Annotated in this window: 13 protein-coding genes and 1 tRNA gene; 10 read left to right on the forward strand and 4 right to left on the reverse strand. The window is 70.7% G+C overall.

Annotation, left to right across the window (positions count from 1 at the left end; translation table 11 throughout):
- The first annotated feature begins 15 nt into the window (after positions 1-15).
- The 3 genes from AC0NZN_RS04910 to AC0NZN_RS04920 are packed head-to-tail and all read left to right on the forward strand — an operon-like array spanning position 16 to position 3140.
- Positions 16-945, forward strand: coding sequence for a 4-(cytidine 5'-diphospho)-2-C-methyl-D-erythritol kinase (locus AC0NZN_RS04910; protein ID WP_474591145.1), 930 nt, complete (start codon positions 16-18; stop codon positions 943-945).
- Between the two features lie 56 nt (positions 946-1001).
- Positions 1002-1304 (forward strand): DUF427 domain-containing protein, encoded by a 303-nt coding sequence (locus tag AC0NZN_RS04915; protein ID WP_474591146.1) that lies wholly within the window; start codon positions 1002-1004, stop codon positions 1302-1304.
- Between the two features lie 42 nt (positions 1305-1346).
- Positions 1347-3140: an ABC-F family ATP-binding cassette domain-containing protein gene (locus tag AC0NZN_RS04920; RefSeq protein ID WP_474591147.1), complete on the forward strand. Its 1794-nt coding sequence runs from the start codon at positions 1347-1349 to the stop codon at positions 3138-3140.
- Positions 3141-3149: 9 nt separating this feature from the next.
- Here AC0NZN_RS04920 and AC0NZN_RS04925 read toward each other — a convergent pair whose 3' ends face one another.
- Together AC0NZN_RS04925 and AC0NZN_RS04930 are read right to left on the reverse strand one after the other, a co-directional pair.
- Positions 3150-5138, reverse strand: coding sequence for a primary-amine oxidase (locus tag AC0NZN_RS04925; protein WP_474591148.1), 1989 nt, complete (start codon positions 5136-5138; stop codon positions 3150-3152).
- A gap of 32 nt (positions 5139-5170) precedes the next feature.
- Positions 5171-5668 carry a MarR family winged helix-turn-helix transcriptional regulator gene (locus AC0NZN_RS04930; protein ID WP_474591149.1) on the reverse strand — a complete coding sequence of 166 codons (498 nt, stop codon included), beginning with the start codon at positions 5666-5668 and terminating at the stop codon, positions 5171-5173.
- An 85-nt stretch (positions 5669-5753) separates the two neighbouring features.
- Between AC0NZN_RS04930 and AC0NZN_RS04935 the strand changes: the two genes are divergently transcribed.
- The 6 genes from AC0NZN_RS04935 to AC0NZN_RS04960 all read left to right on the forward strand — a co-directional run bounded on the left by AC0NZN_RS04935 (position 5754) and on the right by AC0NZN_RS04960 (position 11272).
- Positions 5754-5825: transfer RNA gene (locus AC0NZN_RS04935), tRNA-Gln, on the forward strand.
- A gap of 1 nt (position 5826) precedes the next feature.
- Positions 5827-7302 carry a bifunctional UDP-N-acetylglucosamine diphosphorylase/glucosamine-1-phosphate N-acetyltransferase GlmU gene (glmU, locus tag AC0NZN_RS04940; RefSeq protein ID WP_474591150.1) on the forward strand — a complete coding sequence of 492 codons (1476 nt, stop codon included), beginning with the start codon at positions 5827-5829 and terminating at the stop codon, positions 7300-7302.
- On the forward strand, positions 7277-8311 hold the full coding sequence (locus AC0NZN_RS04945) for a ribose-phosphate diphosphokinase (RefSeq protein ID WP_474591151.1): 1035 nt from the start codon (positions 7277-7279) through the stop codon (positions 8309-8311). Before glmU ends, AC0NZN_RS04945 begins: the two co-directional genes overlap by 26 nt.
- A 98-nt stretch (positions 8312-8409) precedes the next feature.
- Positions 8410-8829 carry an FMN-binding protein gene (locus AC0NZN_RS04950; RefSeq protein WP_474591152.1) on the forward strand — a complete coding sequence of 140 codons (420 nt, stop codon included), beginning with the start codon at positions 8410-8412 and terminating at the stop codon, positions 8827-8829.
- A complete protein-coding gene (locus tag AC0NZN_RS04955; RefSeq protein ID WP_474591153.1) occupies positions 8829-9710 on the forward strand; it encodes an FAD:protein FMN transferase in 882 nt (293 codons plus the stop codon). Before AC0NZN_RS04950 ends, AC0NZN_RS04955 begins: the two co-directional genes overlap by 1 nt.
- A complete protein-coding gene (locus AC0NZN_RS04960; RefSeq protein WP_474591154.1) occupies positions 9710-11272 on the forward strand; it encodes a flavodoxin reductase in 1563 nt (520 codons plus the stop codon). Before AC0NZN_RS04955 ends, AC0NZN_RS04960 begins: the two co-directional genes overlap by 1 nt.
- A 9-nt stretch (positions 11273-11281) precedes the next feature.
- On the opposite strand, the gene AC0NZN_RS04965 is transcribed toward AC0NZN_RS04960, so the two are convergent.
- Complete coding sequence (locus tag AC0NZN_RS04965; RefSeq protein WP_474591155.1) at positions 11282-12835, reverse strand: sensor histidine kinase; 1554 nt, start codon at positions 12833-12835, stop codon at positions 11282-11284.
- On the reverse strand, positions 12832-13566 hold the full coding sequence (locus AC0NZN_RS04970) for a response regulator transcription factor (protein WP_474591156.1): 735 nt from the start codon (positions 13564-13566) through the stop codon (positions 12832-12834). The genes AC0NZN_RS04965 and AC0NZN_RS04970 overlap by 4 nt, the downstream gene beginning before the upstream one ends.
- A gap of 151 nt (positions 13567-13717) precedes the next feature.
- On the opposite strand from AC0NZN_RS04970, the gene AC0NZN_RS04975 reads away from it, so the two are divergent.
- Positions 13718-15031, forward strand: coding sequence for an FAD-binding oxidoreductase (locus tag AC0NZN_RS04975; protein ID WP_474591157.1), 1314 nt, complete (start codon positions 13718-13720; stop codon positions 15029-15031).
- The last annotated feature ends 51 nt before the right edge of the window (positions 15032-15082 follow it).

Raw genomic sequence — 15082 nt, forward strand, 5'->3', positions numbered from 1 at the left:
GGAACGGAGGGCGACGTGAGCGAGGCCGCGTCGACGGACCGCGTCCACGTGCGCGCCCCGGGCAAGATCAACGTGTTCTTCGAGGTCGGCGACCTGGACGAGGACGGGTATCACGAGGTCGCCTCCGCCTACCAGGCCGTGTCGGCGCACGAGGATCTGTGGGCCGAGCCATCCGATCGCTTCACGATCGCGGTGTCGGGCAGTGTGGATGTCTCGGGCGTTCCGCTCGACGACCGCAACCTGGCCGTGCGCGCCGCCCGCCTGCTCGCAGCGGAGACCGGCTACCCCGGCGGGGTGCACCTGGAGATCCGCAAGGGCGTCCCGGTGGCGGGCGGCATGGGCGGGGGATCGGCGGATGCGGCGGCAGCCCTCGTCGCGTGCGACGCGCTGTGGGGCACGGGGCTGACCTCCGCCGACCTGCAGGCGCTCGGGGCACGGCTCGGCGCCGACGTCCCGTTCGCCCTCCTCGGCGGCACGGCGGTCGGCACCGGCCGCGGCGACCAGCTCAGTCCCGCCCTCGCGCGCGGTCGCTTCGACTGGGTGATCGTGACCAGCGGGGAGGGCCTGTCCACCCCCGAGGTCTATCGCGAGCTCGACCGCCACCGGGAGCTGCACGCGGCGGACATCGCCCCCGTGCCGCGCCGGCCGACGGTCGATCCGGGTGTGCTGCAGGCGTTGCGGGCGGGCGACCCGACGGCCCTCGCCGCGACGATGCGCACCGACCTGCAGGTCGCGGCCCTCCGGATGCGGCCCGCCCTCGGTGCGATCCTCGAGCGCGGCGAGCGCATGGGCGCACTCGCCGGCATCGTGTCGGGCTCCGGCCCGACGCTCGCGTTCCTCGCGGAGGACGAGGAGTCCGCGATCGATCTGCAGGTCGTGCTGAGCACGGAGGGTCACGAGGCGCTGCACGTGCACGGACCGGTGCCGGGCGCGCGCGTGCATTGAGGAACAGATCCGGCAGCCGGGCTGTTCGCGCAAGTGAACCTTCTGAAGGGAGAGTCATGAAGGCAGTGCTGGACGGCGCCGTGATCGCGGATGCGCCGAAGGACGACCTGATCTCGATCGAGGGCAACTGGTACTTCCCGCCGTCGGCGGTGAAGGACGGCGTGCTCGTCGACAGCCCGACCCCGTACACGTGCGCGTGGAAGGGCGAGTGCCAGTACTACTCCGTGCGCGTGGGCGCGCACGACCTCCTCAACCGCGCGTGGTCATATCCCGAGCCCTACCCGTCGGCGATCGACAAGGTCGGCCGCGACTTCAGCGGGTACGTCGCCTTCTGGAAGGAAGTGAAGGTCGTCGACTGACCGGCGTCGGACGGTGGATGCGTCGCCTACCCTGGTAAGGACATGGCGCATCTTCTCGGGGCCGAGGCCCTGCACCTCGAGTACCCGACCCGTGTGGTCTTCGATTCCGTGACGCTCGGCGTCGAGGAGGGCGACCGCATCGGCATCGTCGGGCGCAACGGCGACGGCAAGTCGAGCCTGCTCGGGATGCTGGCGGGCCTGCGCAGCCCCGATGCCGGCCGGGTGACCATGCGGGGCGGCATCCATGTCGGCGTGCTGGACCAGGCGGACACGCTGGACGACGACGCCACCGTCGGCGCGACGATCGTCGGCGACCTCGCCGAGCACGAGTGGGCCGGCGACGCGCGGGTGCGCGACGTCATCGCGGGACTCGTGGTCGATCTGGACTGGGAGGCTCGTCTCGGCTCTCTCTCCGGAGGGCAGCGGCGCCGTGTCGCCCTCGCCGCACTGCTCGCGGGGGATTGGGACCTGCTGTTCCTCGACGAGCCCACCAACCACCTCGACGTCGAGGCCATCGCCTGGCTCGCCGAGCACCTCAAGCGGCGCTGGGCGCCGAACGCCGGCGCGCTCCTCGTCGTCACGCACGACCGGTGGTTCCTCGACGAGGTGTGCAACGCGACGTGGGAGGTGCACGACCGCATCGTCGAGCCCTTCGAGGGCGGGTACGCGGCGTACATCCTGCAGCGAGTCGAGCGCGACCGGATGGCGGCGGCCAGCGAGGCGCGGCGCCAGAACCTCGCCCGCAAGGAGCTCGCCTGGCTGCGCCGCGGGGCGCCGGCGCGCACGAGCAAGCCGAAGTTCCGCATCGACGCCGCCAACGCCCTGATCGAGGACGTGCCCGAGATCCGCGACAAGGTGGCGCTGCAGTCGCTGGCGGTCTCGCGGCTCGGCAAGGACGTCGTGGACCTCCTCGACGCCTCGGTGGCGTACGACGACCGCGAGGTGCTGCACCGCGTCGAGTGGCGCATCGCGCCCGGCGAGCGCACCGGCATCCTCGGCGTGAACGGCGCCGGCAAGTCGACGCTCCTCGGGCTCGTCGACGGCTCTGTGGAGCCGACCGGCGGTCGCGTGAAGCGCGGCAAGACCGTGCACGTCGCCACGCTGACCCAGAGGCTCTCCGAGCTCGACGACCACATGGACGATCCCGTGCGGGTCGTCATCGAGCGCCTGCGGACCAGCTACACGGTCGGGGCCGGATCCAGGGCGCAGGAACTCACGCCGGGCCAGCTGCTCGAGCGCCTCGGCTTCTCGAGCGCCCAGCTCTCGACGCCCGTGAAGGACCTGTCCGGCGGCCAGCAGCGGCGGCTGCAGCTGCTGCTCGTCCTGCTCGACCAGCCCAACGTGCTGATCCTCGACGAGCCGACGAACGACCTCGACACCGACATGTTGGCCGCGCTCGAGGATCTCCTGGACTCGTGGTCGGGGACGCTCCTCGTGGTGTCGCACGACCGCTACTTCATCGAGCGCGTCACCGACCAGCAGTACGCCATCCTCGACGGGCGCCTGCGGCATCTGCCCGGTGGAATCGACGAATACCTCCGCCTGCGCAGCCGGACGTTGAGCGAGCCGTCGGCCGCCACGCGGACCGCGGCGGCACCGGCATCCGCCGGCCTGCAGGGAGCCGGGCGCCGCGCGGCCGAGAAGGAGCTCGCCGCCCTGGAGCGGCGCATGGCCCGCGTGCAGCAGCAGATCGACGGCGATCGCACGGCTCTCGCCGAGCACGACCAGTCCGACTACGCCGGCCTCGGCGCGAAGATGGCGGCGATCGGCGCGCTCGAGACCGAACTCCTCGAACTCGAGGACCGCTGGCTCGAGCTCGGCGAACAGCTCGGCTGACGCGGTCCGTCACGCGTGGTGGTGGTCGTGCCCTTCGTGCGTCTCGGGCGTCGCCGGCTCGCAGTGGTCGCCGGGGAGCGGCGCATCCACTGACGGGTTCCGGTCGAAGAAACCGAACGGCTTGAGCCAGAACGAGATGGTGTCCGCCGGCATGATCGGCCAGTCCTCGACGCGAGTGATGTGGTGGATGCCGAACACGTACCAGAGCACGACGTCCTCATCGGCGAGACCTTCGTCGTCGGCGATCCACGCGCTCATTCCGTTGTGGCTGTCATCGACGGACTGGGTGGGGTAGTCGCCCGCCGGCCACATCTCGGTGTCGTGGTAGCGGGTCACCCACAGCGTGTTGCCGATCACGGGGTTGCGCGTGAGGATCGGCGACGACGCGTCGAACAACGCCGGGATGGATGCCGAGGGCACGAGCTTGTACGCGACGGGGGAGCCCCACGCGTTGAGCTTGCCGGGGTTGGTGACCTTCCACGTGCGCTGGCGCTCCCAGGAGTAGGTGCGGCCGGCGTCGGCCTCGGACTCCACGATCGTCCCCACCGTCTGCAGATCGAGCCCCAGCGGGTTCGACGAGCTGATGGGCGCGGGCACCGAGTCCGACTCGACGACCGTGTTGCGATCGCCGTCGATGTCGAGGTCGAGGCGCGCGATGAGGAAGTGCTGGTGGAACGGCGCGTACGTCCGGCGGTCGATCGTCGTGCCGGTGAGGCTGCTGTCGTCGTCCTGCTCCATCGGCGTGGACACCATGATGCCGGTGGCGCGCACCTCGCACTCGATGTTGCCGTCCTGGTAGAAGCGCCAGTAGACGAGGTACTCGTAGTTGGCGACCGTCGCATGCGCGGAGACCACGAACCGCCGCTGCCGGCGCACCTCGGTGCCGGTGTCGGGGTCGACGTGCTTCCACAGGACGGCGTTGTCCTCCTCGTGCAGGCACACGGCGTTCCTGATCGTCCACGGCTGGCCCGCCGTGTCGGGCAGCACGGCGTCGAGGTACCGGATCTCGCCGAGGCAGTCGCAGCCGAGCTCCAGCGAGGTGCACATGTACCCGAAGCCCCACTCGCCGATGTCGTAAGCCGTGCGCCGGTAGTGGTCGAAGCTCGAGTCGCGATAGGGCACGATCATCTCGGCGAACGACAGCCGGTACGCGACATCCCGCCGCGTCCCCGCGTCGTCGAACGACACCTGGTAGATCACCGGGCCCTCGCGGTAGTTGAAGCCGATCCGGAACTCCCAGTCCTGCCACCGGACGCGGCTGCCGTCGATCTCGAACGAGACTCCCTCCGGCTGGACGACCTCGAGCGGCGCGAGGTCGGTCCGCGGCTCGATGCCGCGCAGCGCCGGCACGTACTCGCCGTCGACGTCGGGAAAGCCGAAGTCGTGGTGGTCCTCGATCTCGAGCACCTCGAGGGTGTTCATGTCGAGGATGATCTTGAGGCCGCTGAGGGGGTGCGCGTACGGGTTTCCGCCGGGCACGCCGCGCATCCAGATGTCCACCCAGCCCAGGCGCCGGTCGCGCCACTGCTCGGGCATGACCGCGCCGCCGTACGTCCACACGTCGAAGAGGACCGCATCCATGTCGTGGATGCCGCGGCGCGCGAGCGCCTCCTTCACGTCCGCGTGCACCTTCATCGCGTGGTCGACGTCGTGATACTCGTCGAGGGTGAAATTGGGTGTCACACCGGGGACATGCGTCCAGGAGATGAGCGCGTCGCCCGTGAGGTCGACGACGGCCTCATAGACCGCGTTCGACTGCTTGTTCCACAGCACAGCCAGCGCGCGACGGACGATCGGGTCGCCCTCTCGCCAGGCCTTCACCGCGGTCTTGGGCGGCTCCTGGAGCATGATCGAGGCGTAGCGCCACCCCGAATCGATGCCGTGCTCGCGGGTGAGGATCGCGGCCGTTCGCGAGAACTCCTCACCGGTCAGGGAATCCAGCGGGTGCGCACCCATGGCGGCCTCCTTCGATCGGATGACGTCCACATGCCGTGACATCACTCTGCCGCACGGGAGCGGCTCCGAACAGGTCAGGCGTCGAAGCCGAGGCTGAGCTTGCGCAGGAGGCCGGCGAGACGCTCACGATCGGAGCGCGAGAGGCTCTCGAGCAGAACCGCCTCGGCATCCACGAGCCGCGTGATCGCGGCATCCACCCGCGTCCGCCCGTCCGCGGTGAGGGTGACCAGGATGCTGCGCCCGTCGTCGGGGTCGGCCTCCCGGCGGACGAGCCGGCGACCGACGAGGCGGTCGATGCGGTTCGTCATGGTGCCGCTGGAGACGAGTGTCTGCTGCAGCAGCTGCTTCGGGCTGAGCTGATAGGGCTCGCCCGCGCGGCGAAGGGCGGACAGCACGTCCCACTCCCACGGCTCCAGGTCGCTGCGCCGGAACGCCTCGCGGCGGGCGCGGTCGAGATGGCGGGACAGCCGGTCGACACGGGAGAGCACCTCGAGCGGCGAGAAGTCGAGGTCGGGCCGCTGACGCAGCCATGCGCCGACGATGCGATCGACCTCGTCGGATTCCTGCGCCACCCGTCCATTATTGCGGGCGGAGGGAGAGCCCTGGACAGCAGCGGCCTCGCGGCCTGGCAGACTGGAGGGCGGTCCGACGGACCGGTCCGCCGTGGTGTAACGGCAGCACGACAGCCTTTGGAGCTGTGAGGCCCAGGTTCGAATCCTGGCGGCGGAGCATGAGCAGCACACAACTGGCGGTCGTGGTCCTCGCCGCAGGCCAGGGCACGCGCATGAAGTCCGCCACCCCGAAGGTCGTGCACTCGATCGGCGGGCGGACTCTCGTCGGGCACGTCCTCACGACGGCGCGGCTGCTGGATCCCGATTCGATCGCGGTGGTCGTGCGCCACGAGCGCGACCTGGTGGCGGCGGCTGTGATGGATGCCGAGCCCACCGCAGTGATCGTCGATCAGGACGATGTGCCGGGGACCGGCCGCGCGGTCGAGGTGGCGCTCGCTCGCCTCGACGCAGCCGACGGAGACGGTTTCGGCGGCGATGTCCTCGTGCTCAGCGGCGACGTGCCGCTGCTCGAGGCCGAGACCCTCGCCGAGCTCGTGCGCACCCATCGGACCAGCGGCGCGGCCGTCACGCTCCTGAGCGCGGTCGTCGACGATCCCACAGGGTACGGGCGCGTCATCCGCGAGTCCGACGGCTCGGTCTCCCGCATCGTCGAGCAGAAGGATGCCTCCGCCGACGAGGCGGCGGTGTGCGAGATCAACGCCGGCGTCTACGTCTTCCGCGCCGAGCATCTGCGCACGCACCTCGGCGCAGTCGGCACCGCCAACGCACAGGGGGAGAAGTACCTCACCGATGTCGTCGGGCTGCTGCGGTCGGCATCCCTGCCCGTCGCAGCGAGTGTCGCCGACGACGCGGCCACGGCGCTCGGCGTCAACGACCGCGTGCAGCTGTCCGAAGCGGCGAGCGCGCTCAACGCGCGCACCGTCCGTTCGTGGCAGCTCGCCGGGGTGTCGGTGCAGGACCCCGCGACGACGTGGATCGATGTGACGGCGACTCTGGCACCGGATGTCACGATCCTGCCGAACAGCCAGATCCTGCGCGCGACGACGATCGCGACCGGCGCCGTCATCGGGCCGGACACGAGTCTCGTCGACTGCGAGGTCGGCGAGAACGCGACGGTGCGCCGCTCCGACGCGACCCTCGCCGTGATCGGCGCCGGTGCGAACGTCGGGCCCTGGTCGTACCTGCGCCCGGGGACGGTGCTGGGGGAGAACGGCAAGATCGGCACCTTTGTCGAGACGAAGAACGCGGTCATCGGCGAGGGCAGCAAGGTGCCCCACCTCTCCTACGTCGGGGATGCGACGATCGGGCGGCACGTGAACCTCGGCGCCGGTGCGATCACCGCGAACTACGACGACGTGAACAAGCACCGCACGGAGATCGGCGACGAGGTCCACTCCGGGTCGCACACGGTCTTCGTCGCCCCCGTTAGGATCGGAGACGGCGCGAAGACGGGGGCGGGCGCGGTGATCCGCAAGGACGTGCCGCCTGGTGCCCTCGCGATCAGCGTCGCCCCTCAGCGCAACATCGAGGGTTGGGTCGAGAAGAACAGAACGGGTACCGGTGCGGCGGACGTCGCGGCCCGGGCCCGCGGCGCACAGAAGGCGGACGATGGCGCGCAAGACGAAGACCGTTGAGCTCGATCGGGCGAATGACATCGCCCCCGGCCTCGTGGCGAAGACGAAGAAGCGTCTCGTCGTCGCGCGGGGCAGCTCCCACCCGGAGCTCGCGGCGCAGGTCGCCGAGCACCTGACGACGGAGCTCGTGCCCACCGAGTACCGCACCTTCGCGTCGGGGGAGATCCTCACGCGCTTCGAGGTGTCGATCCGCGGCTGCGACCTCTTCCTCATCCAGAGCTTCGGGCCGCCGGTCAACGAGTGGATCATGGAGACGCTCATCATGCTCGACGCCGCCAAGCGCGCGTCGGCCAAGCGCATCACCGTCGTGGCGCCGTACTTCCCGTACTCCCGGCAGGACAAGAAGGGCCGCGGCCGTGAGCCGATCAGCGCCCGCCTGGTCGCGGATCTGTTCAAGACGGCCGGCGCCGACCGCATCATGAGCGTGGATCTGCACGCCGCGCAGATCCAGGGCTTCTTCAACGGCCCCGTGGACCACCTCTTCGCGAAGCCCGTGCTGCTCGAGTACTTCCAGAACACGCTCTCGGCGGCGGACCGCCTCAAGCTCACCGTCGTCTCGCCCGACACCGGCCGCGTGCGCGTGGCCGACCAGTGGTCGGACAGCCTGGGCGCTCCGCTCGCGATCATCCACAAACGGCGCGATCCGAATGTCGCCAACAAGGTGACCGTCAACGAGATCGTCGGCGCCGTCGCCGGACGTGTGTGCCTCCTCGTCGACGACATGATCGACACGGGCGGCACGATCGTCAAGGCCGCCCAGGCGCTGAAGGCGAATGGTGCGGAGCGCGTCATCGTCGCGGCGACGCACGCCGTCTTCAGCGCTCCCGCGACCGAGCGGCTGCAGGATGCGTCGATCGACGAGGTCGTGGTCACCGACACGATCCCTCTGCCGCCCGAGAAGCGCTTCCCGGGGCTCACGGTCCTCCCCATCGCGCCGCTGCTGGCCCGCGCCATCCACGAAGTCTTCGAGGACGGCTCGGTCACGAGCATGTTCGACGGCGCCGCCTGAGCCGGATCCCTCATAGGGTGCGCATCGGCTGAACTCAGCGGACGCCTCGACCGTGTGCCTAGCGTGGTCACACGTCGCCGGCCGCTGAAAGGAACGTCATGCTCCGTCCCTCCGCCCTCCCACGACCGCTCCGCATCGGCTCCGCCCTCACCGGCGTCGCCGGGATCGTCGCCCTCGCCGGATGCTCCGCCGGCACGGCGACCGGAGCATCCGGTGCTGCCGGCTACAAGGACGGCACCTACTCCGCGACCGGCTCGTACCAGACGCCCGAGTCGACCGAGACGATCAACGTCACGATCACGCTGAAGAACGATGTCGTCACCGACGTCCAGGTGACCGGCGACCCGCAGCGCCCCGAGACGCGGGAGTACCAGTCGCAGTTCATCGGCGGCATCGCCGACGCCGTCGTCGGCAAGGCCATCGACCAGCTGTCGGTGAGCCGTGTCGCGGGCTCCTCGCTCACGAGCAACGGCTTCAATCAGGCCCTGACCCGGATCACGTCGGAAGCGGCGAGCTGATGCCTGCCGCCCCCGCAGCGACCACCCGCGTCGTCTGGCGGTTCGAGGCCATCGGCACGCACTGGGAGATCGAGACGGATGCCGAGCTCGGCCCCGCGGCGCGCATGGCCGTCGAGCACGCCATCGCCGAGTTCGATCGGGACTGGTCGCGCTTCCGGCCGGATTCCCTCGTCTCCTCGCTCGCGCGCGGCGCGGGCGTGGTGCCCGCGCCGCCGGACGCGGCCGACATGTTCGCCCTGTTCGCCGAGGCCGCCGAGGCGACCGGCGGCGCGGTCAATCCGCTGGTCGGGTCATCCCTCGAGCACCTCGGGTACGACGCCGACTACGCGTTCCGCTCGATGGGCCCGCTGCCGGCGCCACGCGACTGGCGTGAGCGGCTCGCCTGGACGAGCGAGCGCATGGTGCTCACCGAGCCCGCGATGATCGACGTGGGCGCGCTCGGCAAGGGGCGGCTGGTCGACATCGTGCTCGACATCGTCGCCCAGTGGACCGAGGGCGACGTCGTGGTCGACGCGGGCGGCGACATCGCGATGCGCGGCGCTCCCGTGCGCATCGCGCTCGAGCACCCGTTCGATCCTGATCGCGCCATCGGCGTGGTCGAGGTGAGGGATGCGGCGCTCTGCGCCTCGGCCACCGGCCGGCGCACGTGGGGCGACGGCCTGCACCACGTCATCGACGCCCGCAGCGGACTGCCGGTGCGGACGATCGCGGCGACGTGGGCCATCGCGGGCACGGCGATGCACGCGGATGCCGCCGCCACGGCGCTGTTCTTCGACGGCGGCCCCGAGCTCGCGGCGCGCTGGGGCGTCGATTGGGTGCGCATGACCACGGACGGCCGCGTCGAGTGGTCCCCGGGCGGTAGGGCAGAGTTGTTCATGTGATGTCAGCTCTCACGTCCGCCTGGAGTCGTCTGTTCGCACTGCTGGGCCGCGTGTCGATGTACCGCACGGCCTTCCTGGCGCTGGTGCTGCTCGCCGTGATCGCCTTCGGACTCTCGTTCGCCGGTCTGGTGGCGCCGAGTCCCCTCGAGCTGCTCGTGACAGCCGCCGTCCTCGCGGTCGTGTGCGCGGCGGTGGATGCGGGCGCCCAGGCGCTTCTCCGTCTGCCCTGGCGCCTCGAGTCCTCTCTCATCACGGCCGGCATCCTGCTCTTCGTCCTGCGGCCCACGATCGATCCGCTCGGCATCGTCGGCCTCGTGGTCGCCGGGGTCGCGGCATCCGGATCCAAGTACGTCCTCGCCTACCGCGGGCGGCACATCTTCAACCCCGCCGCCGTCGGCGCGGCCGTCGTCGCCGTCATCGTCGGCATCAGCGGCGTCTACGCGCTCGGCGGCCCGTCGTGGTGGGTGGGCACGCCGGCGCTCGGGCCCGTCGTGCTGCTGCTGGGCCTCGTCGTGCTCGTCCGTGCCGAGAAGGTGCGCGTCGCCGCCGTGTTCTGGGTGATCGCGGTGGTCGTGGCCGTCGTGCGCACCGTCATCCAGACGCAGCAGGGCGGCTTCGCCCTCTCGATCGGCGATGTGATCGCCCAGCAGCTGTGGGCGTCGCCGTTCCTGTTCCTCGGCGCGTTCATGGTCTCCGAGCCGCTGACCCAGCCCCCGCGACGCTGGCAGGCCCTCACGGTCGCCGCCGTCGTCGGGGTCCTGGCGGGGTGGCCCATCGACCTCGGCGTGATCTCCCTCGGCCAGGAGCGCGCTCTCCTCATCGGCAACGCGATCGCCTTCGCGTTCTCGGTGCGCTCGGCCGTCCGGCTCGTCCTCGAGGGCCGAGCGGCTCCCACGCCGACGACGCAGGAGCTGACGTTCCGCACCAAGCGGCGGTTGTCGTTCGTGCCCGGTCAGTACCTCGAGCTCGAGGTGCCGCACGCCCGACCGGACGCCCGTGGCACACGACGCGAGTTCTCCATCGTCTCGGCACCCGAGGACCTTCCCACCCTGCGCATCGCGTTCCGCGAGGGCTCCGGCCCCCAGTCGAGCTTCAAGCAGGCCCTGGCCGCGCGGGCCGTGGGCGACTCGCTGGCGGTCACCGGTGTGTGGGGCGACTTCCTGCTGCCCCGCAATCCCGAAAGCCGCATCCTGCTCGTGGCCGCCGGTATCGGCGTGACGCCCTTCGTGTCGCAGCTGCGTCACCTGAAGAGCATCGGCTCCCACCGCGACATCGTCCTCGTCTACGTGGCGTCGCAGGCGTCGGAGCTCGCGTATCGGCGTGAGATCGAGGATGCCGGCATCCCTGTGGTGGTCTTCACGCGCGACGAGCCCGCTGACCTGCCTGCGCACTGGGTGTGGGCGGGCGGCACGCGCATCGACGCCGCCGCGTTGCATGCGCACGTTCCCGATCTGCGGGAGCGCCATGTGTTCGTCTCCGGCCCGGCCGCGCTGATCGCCGATCTCGCGCCCGCGATCGACCACGCCAAGTCGCTGACGACCGACGCCTTCAGCGGCTACTGAGGCCTCGGCTCACGGCTGCGTGACCGGGAGCCGCACCGTGAACGTCGTGTCCCCGGGAACGCTCTCCGCGGAGATCGACCCGTGGTGCGCCTCGACGATGGCGCGCGCGATCGAGAGGCCGAGCCCGGTGCCACCGGTCTTGCGCGCCCGAGAGCGGTCGGCCCGCGAGAAGCGCTCGAAGAGCTCGTCGGCGATCGCCGGGTCGATGCCCGGCCCGTCGTCGTGCACGCTGAGCACGACCTCGTCGCCGTCGCGGTGCAGGCCGACCACGATGTGGGTGCCCTCGGGCGTGTGCGTGCCGGCGTTGCCGAGCAGGTTGACGATGACCTGCTGCAGCCGGCCGGCGTCTCCGGCGATCGAGATCGGCTCGTCGTCGAGGTCGAGCGCCCACTCGTGCTCCGGTCCCGCCGGGCCCACATCGCCCACCGCTTCGATGACGAGGTGCGTGAGGTCGACCTGGCCGTAGACGAGCTCTTGGCCCTCGTCGAGCCGGGCGAGGAGCAGGAGGTCCTCGACGAGCGTGGTCATGCGCAGCGACTGCGCCTGGATGCGCTCCAAGGAGGCCTCGGTCGTCTCGGCCGCCGCCGGGGCGGGGGAGTGCTTCAGGGCGCGCAGCGACAGCTCGGAGTAGCCGCGGATCGAGGCGAGGGGCGTGCGCAGCTCGTGGCTCGCATCGGCGACGAAGCGGCGCATCCGGTCCTCGTTGCGCTGCCGGGCTGCGAGTGAGGAGTCGACGTGGTCGAGCAGGGTGTTGAGCGCCGCGCCCACGCGGCCGATCTCGGTGCGGTCGTCCGATTCAGCGGGTGGCACGCGCTCCGCGATCGAAACAGCGCCCTGCGACATCGGCAGGGCTGCGACGCGTGTCGCGGTGTCGGCCACGGCGCGCAGCGGCCGCAGGCCCACCCGGATGACCAGCGCGATCGCCGATCCGAGAAGCAGCAGCCCGCCCGCGGTGACCAGGGCCACGGTCACGAGGATCTGTGTGATCGTCGCGTTGAGCTCCGACATGGGCAGCCCGCCCACGATGATGTACCGGCCGACGATCTCCGGGTCGACGCGGTAGGCGCCGAGGCCGGGGATCGAGACGGTCGTGATCCCCGGGTGGTCCAGGGAATCGGTCAGCGCGTGCCGCTGTGCGAGGGTCAGTGCGACGAGGTGGTCGCCGTCGACGTACGCGGCGTCCTCGGTTCCCGAGCCGGAGTGCACGAGCAGCAGGAATCCGGGAGGGTAGGACCCCTGGCTGACGACATCGTTCGCGGTGACGGAGCGGAAGGGACCCGTTGACTGCGAAAGGCCCACGAGCTGCTGCGCCGCGATACTCGTTGCCTCGCGGACCTTGTTGTCGAGGTTCGTCTGCAGCACACCGCCGAGGATGGCGCTCGTGGCGATCGCGACCACGACGAGGATGAGGGTGACGAATCCCGTGATCGTGACCATGAGCCGCGTCTGCAGCGTCCACGGCCCGCGTGCGCGTCGCCACCTCGACGGCCGCGCCACGGCCTCGGTCTCGGTGGGCTCGTCGGTCGTCGTTGCGGTGGTCTCTCGGATCTCGAGGGCGGTCACTGCGGCGCTTTGATCATGTAGCCGACGCCGCGCACCGTGTGGATGAGCGGCTCCCGGCCCTGGTCGATCTTCTTGCGCAGATAGGAGATGTACAGCTCGACCACGCTCGAGCGGCCGCCGAAGTCGTAGTTCCAGACGCGGTCGAGGATCTGCGCCTTCGAGACGACCCGGCGCTGGTTGCGCATGAGGAAGCGCAGCAGCTCGAACTCGGTCGCCGTCAGCTCGACCTCGTCGTCGCCCCGGATCACCTCGTGGCTGTCCTCGTTGAGCGACAGGTCTCCCACGCGCAGGATGGGCTCGGACTCGCTCGCGCGGGCCGTGCCGGCGCGGCGCATCAATGCGCGCAGGCGCGCGACGACCTCTTCGAGCGAGAACGGCTTCGTCACATAGTCGTCGCCCCCCGCGGTCAGGCCGGCGACGCGGTCGCCCACGGAATCCTTCGCGGTCAGGAAGAGGACGGGAACGTCATTGCCCGAGTGACGCAGGCGCTGCAGGACGGACATGCCGTCGAGGTCGGGCATCATGATGTCGAGCACCATGGCGTCGGGCTCGAAGTCGCGCGCGACCTGCAGGGCCTGGAAACCCGATCCGGCCGACTTGACGTCCCAGCCCTCCATGCGCAGCGCCATGGACAGCAGATCGGTGAGCATCTGCTCGTCGTCGACGACGAGGATGCGCGGCGCGCTGCCGTCCGCGCGACGCAAGGTGGTGGAGCTGGCAAGGGTCGTCATGGCTCTGATTGTGCTCTTGTCTCAGGGGACATTCCATGGCGGATGCTATGGCGTTGCTGTGAAAGGGAGCTCATGCTGGCTCCATAGTGCAGGCTGTGCTCCTCCAGATGTGGTCTGAAGCCATGTCGGGGCCCCCGGCTAGATTCGCGACATGAGTACCGATCAGCTGCGGGAGTCCGTGGGAGGCGCCGTCATCACGTCCTCCGATCCGGGGTGGGACGACGCCCGGCTCTTCCACTCCGGCATCGGCGAGCCGGCGGCGGTCATACGCGCGGCCTCCGTCGCGGACGTCCGGGCGGCCGTCCGATACGCCGTCCAGCACGACCTGCCCGTCGCCGTGCGCGGCGGGGGGCACAGCGCGTGGGGGCGCCTCCCGGGCGCCCTCGTGGTCGACCTGTCCGACCTGGCCGGCGTCGAGGTCGACGGGGCACTCGTGCGCATCGGCGGCGGCGCCCTGTGGGGCGATGTCGCCGAGACTCTCGAAGGGCACGGACTCGCCCTCAGCTCGGGCGACACCGCCTCCGTCGGCGTGGGCGGGCTGACCCTCGGGGGAGGGATCGGATGGATGGTCCGCGCGTGGGGCCTCGCCGCCGACCAGCTGGTCAGCGCGCAGGTCGTGACCGCCGCGGGCGACCTCGTCGAGGTGGACGACACCACGCACCCCGAGCTTATGTGGGCCCTGCGCGGCGGTGGTGGCAACTTCGGCGTGGTCACCCGCCTCGACTTCGTCGCGCACCCGCTGCCGGCGGTGGTGTTCGCGCAGCTGTCCGCGGCGGGTGACGCGCGGGCGCTGCTGCGCGCCCTCCGGGAGGCGATGGATGACGCGCCCCGCGAGCTCACGGTGACCTACATGGACGTCCCGGCGATGGATCCGAGTGCGCCCGCGGGTGCCCGGATCGTGGCCTGCTGGATCGGTGACGACCCCGACGCGGTGCGCAAGGCGCTCGCCCCGGTGCTTGCTCTGGACAGCGTGACCGAGACCTCCTGCGCCGTCGTGCGCTACCCCGACATGCTGCTCGAGATGCCCGCGTACGACCCCGAGCACCCGATGCCCGGCTTCGTCGGCGGGAACACCCTCGCACCTCGGCTCGACGACGATCTCATCGATGCGCTCGCCGCATTCCGCGCGGAATTCCCGCCGTCGGTCGTCTTCCTGCGGTCGCTCGGCGGCGCCTACGGGGACGTCGAGCAGGATGCCACGCCCTTTCCGGCCCGCAACGCCACCTGGTTCACGATGGCGGGCGCCTTCGCGGTGCCGGGGGTCGACCAGGGCGCGGCCGCAGAGGCGTGGGGGGCGCTGGAGGCGCGAGGAGCCGGCGTCTACGGGAACTTCACCGACTCGACCTCGCCCGACATCGTCACGCGGATGTACTCTCCGGCCGCGGCTGCGCGGCTCGCCCGTGTGAAGGCAGAGTGGGATCCCGAAAACCTGTTCCGCCACAACCACAACGTCGCACCGGCATGAGCGACGGTGCGGCTGCCGTCCGCGGCAGCCGCATGTCGCTCACACGAATGC

This window comes from Microbacterium sp. sgz311019 (assembly GCF_056135325.1).

Excerpts from the sequence above, each read along its gene's own strand:
- glmU (WP_474591150.1), top strand. The coding sequence starts at position 5,827 with ATGAGCAGCACACAACTGGCGGTCGTGGTCCTCGCCGCAGGCCAGGGC.
- AC0NZN_RS04960 (WP_474591154.1), top strand. The coding sequence starts at position 9,710 with ATGTCAGCTCTCACGTCCGCCTGGAGTCGTCTGTTCGCACTGCTGGGC.
- AC0NZN_RS04945 (WP_474591151.1), top strand. The coding sequence starts at position 7,277 with ATGGCGCGCAAGACGAAGACCGTTGAGCTCGATCGGGCGAATGACATC.
- AC0NZN_RS04975 (WP_474591157.1), top strand. The coding sequence starts at position 13,718 with ATGAGTACCGATCAGCTGCGGGAGTCCGTGGGAGGCGCCGTCATCACG.
- AC0NZN_RS04950 (WP_474591152.1), top strand. The coding sequence starts at position 8,410 with ATGCTCCGTCCCTCCGCCCTCCCACGACCGCTCCGCATCGGCTCCGCC.
- AC0NZN_RS04925 (WP_474591148.1), bottom strand. The coding sequence starts at position 5,138 with ATGTCACGGCATGTGGACGTCATCCGATCGAAGGAGGCCGCCATGGGT.
- AC0NZN_RS04970 (WP_474591156.1), bottom strand. The coding sequence starts at position 13,566 with ATGACGACCCTTGCCAGCTCCACCACCTTGCGTCGCGCGGACGGCAGC.
- AC0NZN_RS04955 (WP_474591153.1), top strand. The coding sequence starts at position 8,829 with ATGCCTGCCGCCCCCGCAGCGACCACCCGCGTCGTCTGGCGGTTCGAG.
- AC0NZN_RS04915 (WP_474591146.1), top strand. The coding sequence starts at position 1,002 with ATGAAGGCAGTGCTGGACGGCGCCGTGATCGCGGATGCGCCGAAGGAC.
- AC0NZN_RS04920 (WP_474591147.1), top strand. The coding sequence starts at position 1,347 with ATGGCGCATCTTCTCGGGGCCGAGGCCCTGCACCTCGAGTACCCGACC.